10 protein-coding genes are annotated in these 11,400 nt (G+C 58.1%); 8 read left to right on the forward strand and 2 right to left on the reverse strand.

Features of this window, described 5'->3' with window-relative positions; translation table 11 throughout:
* Nucleotides 1–8 precede the first annotated feature (8 nt).
* Together ACPOL_RS24180 and ACPOL_RS24185 are read right to left on the reverse strand one after the other, a co-directional pair.
* Nucleotides 9–1,175 carry a universal stress protein gene (locus ACPOL_RS24180; protein WP_114209326.1) on the reverse strand — a complete coding sequence of 389 codons (1,167 nt, stop codon included), beginning with the start codon at nt 1,173–1,175 and terminating at the stop codon, nt 9–11.
* Complete coding sequence (locus ACPOL_RS24185; protein ID WP_201758950.1) at nt 1,175–3,001, reverse strand: sensor histidine kinase; 1,827 nt, start codon at nt 2,999–3,001, stop codon at nt 1,175–1,177. The genes ACPOL_RS24180 and ACPOL_RS24185 overlap by 1 nt, the downstream gene beginning before the upstream one ends.
* A gap of 227 nt (nt 3,002–3,228) precedes the next feature.
* Here ACPOL_RS24185 and ACPOL_RS24190 point away from each other — a divergent pair, with 227 nt between their 5' ends.
* From ACPOL_RS24190 to ACPOL_RS24220, 8 genes are all read left to right on the forward strand, one after another.
* Nucleotides 3,229–3,852, forward strand: coding sequence for a trimeric intracellular cation channel family protein (locus ACPOL_RS24190; RefSeq protein ID WP_114209327.1), 624 nt, complete (start codon nt 3,229–3,231; stop codon nt 3,850–3,852).
* A gap of 74 nt (nt 3,853–3,926) precedes the next feature.
* The gene (locus ACPOL_RS24195; protein WP_114209328.1) at nt 3,927–5,123 is read left to right on the forward strand and encodes a glycoside hydrolase 5 family protein; all 1,197 of its coding nucleotides are present in this window, start codon (nt 3,927–3,929) and stop codon (nt 5,121–5,123) included.
* A 58-nt stretch (nt 5,124–5,181) separates the two neighbouring features.
* The gene (locus ACPOL_RS24200) at nt 5,182–8,103 is read left to right on the forward strand and encodes a bifunctional YncE family protein/alkaline phosphatase family protein (protein WP_201758954.1); all 2,922 of its coding nucleotides are present in this window, start codon (nt 5,182–5,184) and stop codon (nt 8,101–8,103) included.
* 48 nt (nt 8,104–8,151) lie between these two features.
* The gene (locus ACPOL_RS24205) at nt 8,152–8,820 is read left to right on the forward strand and encodes a class I SAM-dependent methyltransferase (RefSeq protein ID WP_236656996.1); all 669 of its coding nucleotides are present in this window, start codon (nt 8,152–8,154) and stop codon (nt 8,818–8,820) included.
* Nucleotides 8,821–8,997: 177 nt separating this feature from the next.
* Entirely contained in the window at nt 8,998–9,237 is a 240-nt protein-coding gene (locus ACPOL_RS24210) for a response regulator (RefSeq protein WP_114209329.1), read from the forward strand.
* The gene (locus tag ACPOL_RS33245) at nt 9,234–9,446 is read left to right on the forward strand and encodes a response regulator (RefSeq protein ID WP_150133121.1); all 213 of its coding nucleotides are present in this window, start codon (nt 9,234–9,236) and stop codon (nt 9,444–9,446) included. The genes ACPOL_RS24210 and ACPOL_RS33245 overlap by 4 nt, the downstream gene beginning before the upstream one ends.
* 5 nt (nt 9,447–9,451) lie before the next feature.
* On the forward strand, nt 9,452–10,315 hold the full coding sequence (locus ACPOL_RS24215; RefSeq protein ID WP_114209330.1) for a sensor histidine kinase: 864 nt from the start codon (nt 9,452–9,454) through the stop codon (nt 10,313–10,315).
* 1 nt (nt 10,316) lies between these two features.
* On the forward strand, nt 10,317–11,318 hold the full coding sequence (locus ACPOL_RS24220) for a response regulator (RefSeq protein ID WP_161557547.1): 1,002 nt from the start codon (nt 10,317–10,319) through the stop codon (nt 11,316–11,318).
* The last annotated feature ends 82 nt before the right edge of the window (nt 11,319–11,400 follow it).

Raw genomic sequence — 11,400 nt, forward strand, 5'->3', positions numbered from 1 at the left:
CCGGAGCTCTAGCGCTTGGTCTTGCTCATGGGGACTACCTGGACAGTGACATCGCGTACTTCCGACAGAAAGCGGTTGAGCACCGAACCGCGCAGCAGGATGTCGAAACGGGAGCGGGCCGATTGCCCGAAGACGACGTGCGAGATATTCTCTTGCTGGGCGAAGGCTATCAGAGCGTCGGCAACTCGCTTGCTCTTGAGCAGTATGGTCTTCGCGCCTAGATCGCGGGCGAGTTTGAGATATTCCTCCATGCGCTCGAAGGCCTCTGGGTCGTTATGCTGGTTGTCCTTATTCGGAGGCTCAACGTAGACGGCATACCAGTTGGTTGCCAGGCGTCCGGCGATGCGGGCGCCCACCCTTAGCAGACGCTCGGTTCCTGCGCGTTCCGACAGGCAGACCATGACCTTCTCGGGCATGGGGGCCTGCTCGAGGCCCTGGGTTCGGCGGTATTCCGACGCTGCGGTCCCCACTTGCTCAGCGGTAGTGCGCAGGGCAAGTTCGCGGAGCATGTTGAGATTGCCCTTGCGAAAGAAGTTGGCGAGCGACTGCTCAATTTTCTCGGGCGCGTAGATCTTGCCCTGGCGCAAACGGTCGCGGAGTTCATCCACGGTGACGTCGACGTTCACGACCTCGTCAGCCCGTTTCAGCAGACTGTCGGGGACGGTTTCGCGGATGACGGTGCTGGCAGAGCGGGCGACGGCGTCGTTCAGGGTCTCGAGATGCTGAACATTGACGGCGGTCATGACGTTGATGCCCGCGTCGAGCAGTTCGAGGACGTCCTCATACCGTTTGCGATTCCGAGAGCCGGGCACGTTGGTGTGGGCCAGCTCGTCCACGATGACGGTATGCGGATGACGCTTCAGGATCGCATCGATGTCCATTTCGCGGAGCACCACCGAGCGATAAGGGATTTGTTTCTCGGGGATGATCTCCAGGTCATGGATCAATGCCGCGGTATCGGCGCGGCCATGAGTTTCAATGAGGCCGATCACAATGTCGACGCCCTGCTTGCGGAGCAGGTGCGCGGTTTCGAGCATCTGGTAGGTTTTGCCGACTCCGGGAGCGGCCCCGATATAAACACGTAGTTTAGCCCGTTCAGGCGGCGAGGTTTCGGGTGGATCGAGGATGAGCGGCTGCGGCTCTGGAGGCGACTGATCGGAACGTAGATCGGCCATTAGCCCACCTCAACCGGATGACGGGACGCTTGGACGGTCGCCATGGGAACCGTAAAGCTAAAAGTCGTCCCTGACCCTAGCCGGCTCTCGACGGCGACCTGACCGCCCAGGGATTCGACAAGACGGCGAACTAATGCCAATCCGAGACCGGTTCCTTCCCCGGTTCCGCCAGAGGTGTCGAAGCGGCCGAAGATCATAGGGAGCCTTTCAGTCTCGATGCCGCGTCCGGTGTCGCGCACAAAGAACTGGACGCGGTCCTTGATTTCCTCGGCGCGCAGCAGAATCGAACCGCCCGGGGGCGTGTAGCGAATCGCATTGCTGAGGAGATTGTCCAGAATGCTGCGCAAGGCGCGGCGGTCAGCATTCACATGAGACAGATCGGAGAAAGCCCGGATCTCGATCTCAATCTGCTTTGCCTGGGCCTCATCGATAAAGCGATCGTGAGCATCCTGCAGGATGTCGAGAGGACGGAGGCGCTCAATCTTAAGCTCGCGGCGTCCGGTGTCGAGTTCGGCGACCTCGATCAGGTCGGCCATCAAGTCGTTGAGCGCTTCGGCTTCCTCTTCGGCGCCCTGAAGAAGGTCGGCCTGTAAGGGTTTTAATTCTCCACCGAATCCTTTGGAAAGGGTATAGAGGCTAAGACGAATTCGCTGCAGCGGATCACGAAGTTTTTGCGAGGCGACGGAGATGAAGCGGGTCTTGAAGCGGTCGACCTCCTGCATCTGGGTTACGTCCTCGAGGACGGTGACCGCCCCGAGCAGCTTGCCGTCCTCATCGCGCATGGGTGTGGTGCGCAGGCGATAGCTTCGCTGGGCCTCGCCGATCCGCATCGGAAGCAGCGCAGCCTCGCCTTCATTGGTTATGGCGCGCTGCATGGAGACGGCGTCGCGGACTGCTTTTAGAATCTTGTCGCCTCCGGGGGTGTTGGTGAGCGCCATGCGATCGCCGGCCACCTCGCCTAGCAGCTCGATGGCGGCCTGGTTGAGCTTGAGCAGCTGACCCTTGCCGTCGGTGACGATGATCGGTTCGAAGATGGACTGGAGCACGGCATCGCTAAGTTGATGCTCCATTTGGCGGCGTCCGCTTTCGGTTTCGCGCAGATCGCGCATGCGCACGGCCAGGCGGTTCACCTCGGTGGCGATGATGCCGAGATCGTCATGGGACCGCCATTCGATTCTTGCCTGCAGGTCCCCTTTGCCGATGAGTTGCGCGCTCTGCGCCACCTCATGCAGAGGCGCAATGACGCTATAGACGATCAAAGGAGCGACGATCAGCGCCAGAAGCGAAGAGACTTCTACGACCGTGAGCATGTGGCGGCTGAGTAAAGTTCGTTCGCGGATGGCCGTCTGCTGCGCAGCGAGTTGCTTGGCGGATTGAGTGGCCATAAGTTGCTGCAGCCCCTGGTCGAGCGCGGCCAGACGGAGACGCAACTGGGAGGAGGCCATCGCCCGTAGCTGGTCAGGAGAGACGGCATGCCCAACCTGAGTGGACAGCCGGCTATGCTGTTGCTGAAAGGCGTTCAGCGATGGGTCAGCTACCAATAGAGCGGTCGCTTTGATCTGGCGCTCGGTCTGCTGCATTTGCGCCATGAGCGGGGCGACGGAGGTGGGGCCGGGCTCCGCTTCGAACTCGGCAGCCAACAGTTGTTCGCGGGCAAGCGCACTCTCGAGGCCAGTCAGCATCGCCGTTGCCTGATCGGCGCTCGACAGCATCACGTCCGTGGCCGCCACCCGGCGCAGGGAAGCTCGAACGAATAAAGTCATGCCGAAGACAATCACCAGCAGGACGAAGCAACCGAGGACCAGTCTTTGATAGAGGCTTAGCATATCGATCGCTTTAACTCAGAAGCAGGGCTACGATGAGGTGCGGGGAACCCGTCATGGAGATTCCTTCTAAGGGAAAAGACCTGAAGCGATTCGGTTTCCAGATCCCGCCAGTCCTTCGATGACAGCTTCGTTGCAGTGCTGAGTTACGATACAGGTTACTTGTGCATCGTAGCCGATTTTGGAAGGGTCAGCATCAGAGATTGGTTTCCAATCATGTTCGGAGAATTGTGAAGACAACAGTTGATGCTTTGCTGTCGACGGTAGACTTTGCAGGCACGCTGCTGTTTGCATTGGAAGGGGCAATTGCAGCGATCCATGGAAATCTCGATTTTCTCGGGATGGTGGTACTAGCCTTTGCCACGGCGGTGGGCGGAGGCATCCTTCGCGACTTGTTGATCGGAGCGACCCCGCCGTCGGCGATTCGCGACTGGCGCTATGGCGCGATCGCGCTGGCAGGCGCGGCGACGGCCTTCTTCTTTCATCAACTCGTTCAGGAGATTCCGGTGATGCTCATGCTCACTCTCGACGCGGCAGGATTGGCGTTGTTCGCCATCTCGGGAGCGGGCAAGGCGCTCGAGTACGGCATCCATCCGGCCATGGCGATCGTGATGGGTGGCATTACCGGAGTGGGTGGTGGGACGGTTCGAGATGTATTGCTGGCCCAGGTGCCGGCCGTGCTGCGAGCGGACGTCTATGCAACGGCCGCCTTGCTGGGGGCTGCCGTACTGGTGATAGGACTGAAGCTCAATTTGCCCCGGATCGCGGTAGGAGTGGCCGCGGCGTCGGCATGTTTCCTGCTGAGGATGGCGGCGATCCTGTTTCACTGGAATCTGCCGAAAGTATCCGGGTAGTTCGAACGGACTCTGTTCTTCTCGACTTGATTGTGTTCCGATGACGTAATTTAGGTCAGAAGGATGGTTGTTGGATGATTCGCAATTTTCAGAATAGTGCTCTCAGGGGCAACCGGAACGGATTGGCTATCGGCAGACTGACTGCGGTTGTAATCGTCTTTTTGGCCTGGATGTGCGCGTATGGAACCGCGAGCGCGCAAAGATGGTCGGAAAAAAAAGCCAATGCCTGGTATGCACGGCAACCGTGGCTGGTTGGGGCCAATTATGTTCCGTCCGATGCGATCAACCAGCTGGAAATGTTCCAGGCTGAGACCTTTAATCCTGCGCTGAACGACAAGGAGCTGGCGCTGGGCGAAAGCATCGGGATGAATACGATGCGGGTCTTTCTCCAGGACCAGCTGTGGGCGCAGGACCCGAAGGGTTTTACTCAACGGCTCGATCAGTTTCTGGCGATCGCGGCCAGGCACCATATCCGGCCCTTGCTGGTGTTGTTCGACTCTTGCTGGGAGCCCGACCCGAAGCTAGGCCCGCAGCATCCGCCCATTCCCGGGGTGCACAACTCTGGTTGGGTGCAGAGTCCCGGGGCGAAGGGTATTTCGGATCCGGCCTATGAGCCAAAACTGAAGTCCTACGTGGAAGGGGTGGTGGGGGCATTTGCGAACGACGAACGAGTGCTCGGCTGGGATATTTGGAATGAACCCGATAACGGGAACGGGGCCCGGTTTGCGTCGCAGGAAGCCAAGCACAAGGCAGAGCTGGTAGCGGTTTTGCTGCCGAAGGCGTTTGCCTGGGCGCGGGAGGCTCATCCGATCCAACCGCTCACCAGTGGGGTGTGGACCGGAGACTGGGTGCATCCAGACCAGGAGAGCCCGATGACGAAGATTCAGCTGGCGGAGTCGGACATTATTACGTTTCACAACTATGAGTGGCCGGAGGGCTTCGAGGCGCGGGTGAAACAACTGCAGGCTTATCATCGACCCATCATCTGCACGGAATACATGGCGCGCGGCGCCGGCAGCACCTTCGACAATACGCTCCCGCTGGCAAAAAAATACAACGTAGGAGCGATCAACTGGGGACTGGTCGCGGGCAAAACCCAGACCTACTATCCCTGGGATTCATGGCAACATCCGTATGTGCTGGAGCAGCCGACGGTTTGGTTCCATGAGGTCTTCCGCCAGGACTGGACGCCTTACCGGGAGCATGAAGTCGAGCTGATCCACGAACTGACCGGCAGGGGGACTTTGCAAGCTTCCTCTATTGGGCAATAGAAGCCGATGGTGCGACACTGGAGTCGATAGTCAAGCCTGGACTCTGGAGAGTTTTTTCATGCAACGAACTGGCGTGCTTGGAAGCGCCCTCACCCTGGTGTGTCTGACCATAAGCCTGTCCTTCTTCAACACGCTGGCCGCCGCTGGCCAGATGTCGGGCGGCTTCAATTCGGGACAATCGCAGATTCTGTCGACCAACCAGACGATAACGCCGCTTGCGCCGCGAGGAGCGAGCTTTCAAGCGCTGAATCCGGGAGTTCGCGAGGTACCGCAGTACACGGCTGGCCAGGCGGTTACCACCGTCGTCAGCCCGGATAAGAAGACGCTGCTCATCCTAACGAGTGGCTTTAATCTCTGGAGTTATACCGAGGGCGCGAACGCGGGCAAAAAGAACCCGGCAGCTTCGAGCGAGTGGGTCTTCGTCTTCGACATCAGCGGTCCCGCACCGGCACAGAAACAGGCCATCCCGGTCCCTAATACTTATAGCGGCATCGCCTTCAATCCGAATGGGGAAGAGTTCTATGTGGCGGGCGGGTGCGACGATAACGTTCATATATTTTCGACAGCGGATGGTGGATGGAGCGAGAAGCTACCCGCGGTGGCGCTTGGCCATCTGGCCAGGGCCAAGAAGGCGGAGGGGAATTTTGGCGGGATCGGCATAGAGACACAACCGGAGGCTGCCGGGTTGGCGGTATCGGCGGATGGTAAAACCATTGCCGTTGCGAATTACGAAAATGACTCGATCAGCATTCTTTCCAGGAGCGATGCGGGCTGGAGCAAGGCGAGTGAACTGGACCTGCGTCCGGGAGTGATCGATCCTCGAAAAAGCCGCGGAATCGCGGGAGGAGAATATCCCTTCTGGGTACAGATTAAGGGGAACGATACTGCCTATGTCTCGAGTATTCGCGACCGAGAAATCGATGTAGTTTCCTTGAAGGGTGCTCCGGCGTTGACGACGCGAATCAAGCTCCCCGGTCAACCGAATAAGTCCATTTTGAACAAGGAACAGACGGAGCTCTTCGTAGCGCAGGATAACAGCGACTCCGTAGCCGTGATCGATACGGTCACGAACAAGGTGGTGGAGAACATTCGGGTTACTGCTCCGCTGGACGCCTACCCCAATGCGGAACACTATCGCGGCGCCAACCCCAACAGCGTTGCGCTCTCGCCGGATGAACGCACGCTATATGTCACCAATGGCGGAGAGAATGCCATTGCAGTTGTCAGGTTGAATCAGACAGCAGGGAAGAGTGTTGTCGGAGGGTTGATTCCGACGGGCTTCTATCCTAATTTGCTGAGCACCAGCGCCGATGGTGAGACCCTCTACATCGTCAATGGAAAAAGCGCGACTGGACCGAATCCTGCGAATTGCCATCCTATCAGCGCTCGGCAGAAGATCGACTGCCGCGCAGTTAACCAATATACGTGGCAATTAACCAAGGCGGGATTCCAGACGGTGCGAACTCCTACGGATCCGGAGTTGAGTTCTCTGACGCGGACCGTCCTGGTGGATAACAACCATATGGTTCAACCGTCGCTTACCGATCAACAGAAAGAGACGCTGGCTGTTCTTCGGGAGAAGATACACCACGTTATTTACATCATTAAAGAGAACCGCACGTATGACCAGGTCCTTGGCGACCTGGCGATCGGCAATGGCGATCCCAAGCTGACCCAGTTTCCACAGCAAGATAGTCCCAACTTTCATGCGTTCGCGAGTAAGTTCGTTGATTTCGATAACTTCTATGACGCCTCTGATGTTAGTGGCGATGGATGGCCGTGGTCGACGGCCGCGCGTACCACAGACACCGTCGAGAAAGAAACGCCAGTCGGCTACGCAGGGCGGGGAGTCGATAATGATGTAGAGGGCACGAACCGCAATCTAAATATCGGGATTGGAGATATCAAAGAGCGCGCTGCAGCGAATCCACTAGGCGGCAGCGACCCAAACATTCTCCCCGGAACTCGCGATGTCGCCGCTCCGGATAGTGATGACGATGAGGAAGGGCAGGGGTTTCTCTGGAACGGCGCTCTCAAGGCGGGGTTGAGCCTGCGCAACTATGGCTTCTTCGTGGACCTCGCCCGCTACAATCTTCCGGCAGCGCAAAAGAAGTACGAGATAGCAGAAGAGCCTGATCCATTCGGACGCAACTTACAGGTTGCCTACTCGACTAACTCTGTTTTGCAGAAGTACAGCGATAAGTACTTTCGTGGATTCGACAACTCCTTTCCCGATTACTACCGTTTCACAGAATGGAGGCGCGAGTTCACTCAATACGAAAAAAGCGGGAAACTCCCGAACCTCTCGTTCGTGCGCCTGATGCATGACCACTTTGGCGAGTTCTCTTCGGCAATCCAGGGAGTCAACACTCCGGAGCTGCAGATGGCCGATAACGATTATGCGGTCGGTTTACTAGTCGAGACGATCGCGCATAGCCGGTTCAAGGACGATACATTGATTTTTGTGATCGAAGATGACGCGCAGGATGGCGGGGACCATGTCGACGCGCACCGCAGCACTGCGTTCATCGTCGGACCGTATGTTAAGCGAGGCTTTGTGGACTCGACGCGCTATAACACCGTGAGCATGCTTCGGACGATGGAAGATATCTTGAAGATCAAGCCTTTGAATCTTAACGATGCCCATGCGATGCCGATGCTCGACGCCTTCGATCTGAACCAGAAGGAGTGGGATTACACGGCGGAGCCATCGGCATACCTCGCCAGGACCTCGTTGCCGATCGATCACACAAGGTTTTCGAAGGCGGCGCTCCTCGATCCACCCACTTCGCTGCACGATGCGAGCTGGTGGGCGGAGAGGACGAGAGGAATGGATTTTAGGGTCGAAGATCATCTCGATACGGCCAAGTTCAATCAGATTCTGTGGGAAGGGACGATGGGAGACAGGTCGTATCCGGCGACCCGTTCGGGCGATGACCTTCGGGCGAATCGTTTGCGGATACAGGAGGTCGCTCGTTGAACTCGTCGCGTTTTGCGCCCGAGATGCAGCAACGGGCATCCTATAGGCATGGATTCCAAGGCTTTTCTCCGAATGCTGGCAGTGTTCGCCCTCCTCTTCTGTCTGGTTCCATTGCCTTGCTCATTCGGGCAAAGTCCTCAACAGCAGCGCCCCACCAGCACACCGTATAGCGGAGACCTGTCTATTTTTGAGGCACCCGGCCGCGATGAGCGGCTGCAGATTCAGCGGGTGATGGACTTGCTTGGGATCAGACATGGATCGACAGTGGCCGACCTGGGCGCAGGTTCGGGATGGTTCACGGTGCGGGCCGCGGCGCGGGTAGGGCGCAGCGGAACGGTCTACGCTGAGGACATCAACCCGGCGGCGATCCAGTACATCGACCAGCGGCTCCAGAAAGAGAAGATCAACAACGTGCGGACGGTTCTGGGAACTCCGGATGATCCTAAGCTGCCCACGAATTCGATCGACGCGCTGTTGATGCTGAAGGTGTATCACGAGATCGCCCATCCAGAGGTCCTGCTCGCGCGTTTGACGCCGTCGCTAAAGCCGGGCGCAAAGATCGGAATCATCGACCGGAATGGCAGTGGCACTGACCACGGGCTGAACAGCGATGTGGTCAAGCGGGAGATGGCCTCGGCCGGTTTTGAGCTGGTGGCCTCATACGATTTCACCAAGGCCGATGGACAGGACTATTTCCTGATTTTTCAACGAAGGTGATTGCGGGCTGCAGGATCAAGCCGGTGCATCACGGAGGAAGAACAACTCCGAAAGTCGCTCGACGAGGCGAATTGCTTTGAGGAAGGAGAACGATTCATTCCCCTGCAAAATCTGCCGATGTGGATTATGAGGAATTTCTAAGCTCCTGGTCGCCGAAGGTGACCGAGCGGAGGCCACATGAGCGGGGCAAGCATACTTCTGGTTGAAGACGACTTAAATGTTTTCCATAGCATTCAGCGCAAGTTGAAGGCCCACCACTATGAAACGTTCTATGCGCCGGACGCGGTAGCCAGTATTGCGCAAGCGCGGCTGCATCGACCGAGCATCATCCTGCTGGATCTGGGATTGCCAGCTGGAGACGGTTTTGTGGTGATGGAGCGTTTGAAGCAGATTCCGATCTATCGGATATTCCGGTGATTGTCCTGTCCGGGCGGGATCGGGGCGCCAACGAGTTGAGAGCTATGCGCGCTGGAGCCGCGGCCTTTCTGCAGAAGCCGGTCAATGGCGACGTGCTGCTCCAGACCATCGGCAGTTGTCTTGCCAGGCCAGAGGCCCGAGTCGTTCAGAACACTTACAGCGTAAGCGCTCAACCCAGCAAGGCGGAGACTTTCGCCTTCGGCAAGTAGGCGCGATGGCAAACAGCGGGCTAGCGGAAGAGCAGTTGCGGCAGAGCCACAAGATGGAGGCCATTGGGCAACTGGCAGCCGGAATTGCGCACGAGATCAACACGCCGATTCAATACGTCAGCGACAATAGCGTTTTTTTGCGCGAGTCCTGGACGGTGATCAACCGGATTGTTTCGGTTGCTGCGAAGGTGCAGGATGAGTGGCGGCGAGGTGCTCTCTCGACAAGCACGAGAGACGAATTGGACAGCTGTTTTCGGGCGGCGGATATTGACTATCTCGCCAACGAAATTCCGCGGGCGATCGATGAAACCTTTGAAGGGGCGCGGCAGGTAGCGAAGATCGTCCGCGCGATGAATGAATTTGCCCATCCTGCGAGCGAGAACAAATGTGCTTGCGATCTCAACCAGGCGATCGAGAATACGATCGCATTTTCGCGCAATGTCTGGAAATATGTGGCCCGGGTAGAGACCTCGTTGGACCGGGAAGCGCCTCTGGTCCTGTGCCGCCTGGATGAGATCAACCAGGTGCTGTTGAACCTCATCGTCAATGCCGCGCATGCAGTCGGCTCGTCGAATGAAAACGGTCTGCAGGGACTAGGTACGATCCGCGTTAGAACGACCTTCGCCGATGGGTGGATCACGATCAGCGTAAGCGATGACGGAGGCGGTGTTCCCGAAGACGTGCGATCGAGGATATTCGAGCCCTTCTTCACCACCAAACCGCTCGGGTCGGGGACGGGCCAGGGATTAGCGATGGCCCGGGTCATCGTCGAGGAGCAGCATGGCGGGCGGATCTGGCTCGAGAGCACGGCGGGTACAGGCACGACCTTCTATGTCAGCTTGCCGGTGGATCCGGAGATTCCGGCCTGACATGATGAAGAAACTGCTGCTGGTCGATGATGAGCCTCTGGTGCTGACCGGACTGCAGCGCAGCTTGCATTCCATGCTCAACGAATGGACGATGGTGTTAGCCGGAAGCGGGGATGAAGCTTTGGCTGCCATGGAAAAGGGGTCCTTCGATGTCATTGTGACCGACATGCGCATGCCACGTATGGACGGCGCAGTGCTGCTCAAAGAGGTGCGCCGGCGTTCGCCGCAGACGGTACGGATTGCGCTGTCTGGGCAATGCGACCGCGGCACAATCATGAGCGCGATCGATTCGACCCATCAGTACCTCTCGAAGCCATGCGACGTCCGGCAGTTGAAAGATACCATTCAACATGCACTTGAGCTGAGGAGGCAACTGGAGAGCTCAAGCCTTACGAAAGTAGTCAGTCAGTTGAAGAATATCCCCAGTCTTCCGTCTTCCTACCAGGCCATGCTTGAGGAAGTGGCGCGAAACGAACCAAGGCTTGGCAGACTGGCAGCGCTCGTTTCGGCCGACATGGGCATGACAGCCAAGTGCCTGCAACTCGTCAACTCGGCGTTTTTCGGGCTACGCTCCCAGGTATCGAACCCCTTGCAGGCATTAAGTTTATTGGGGCTGGATCGGCTAAAATCCCTGATCTTTTCAAGTCACATCTTTTCCGAGTTCAAGACGGACCTCTTCGACAAACAAGAGATGGCATGGCTGTGGGAGCACAGTTTCGCGGTGAGTGTAGGGGCGCATAACATCGCAGAGATGCTGCATCAGCCTCCGACCGGGATCGACAATGCGGGAACGGCCGGCCTGCTGCACGCAACCGGAAAACTGGTGCTGGCCTCGTGCATGGGCAAGGAATACAAGATGGCGCTCGAGATGGCGGCCGGAACCGGGATCAGCCTGGCGGAGGCGGAACGCGAGGTGATCGGCTGCGGCCATGCCCAGGTGGGAGCCTCGCTGCTGGGCATCTGGGGGCTAGGACGCCATCGTCGAAGCGGTCGCGTGGCATGAGATTCCGAGCACGGCGTCCAGCGGCGCCACACCATCGCTCACCGCCGTCCATGTGGCGTGCGCTCAGCATGGAAGGCTCTGT

It is taken from the genome of Acidisarcina polymorpha (assembly GCF_003330725.1).
Classification (GTDB): domain Bacteria; phylum Acidobacteriota; class Terriglobia; order Terriglobales; family Acidobacteriaceae; genus Acidisarcina; species Acidisarcina polymorpha.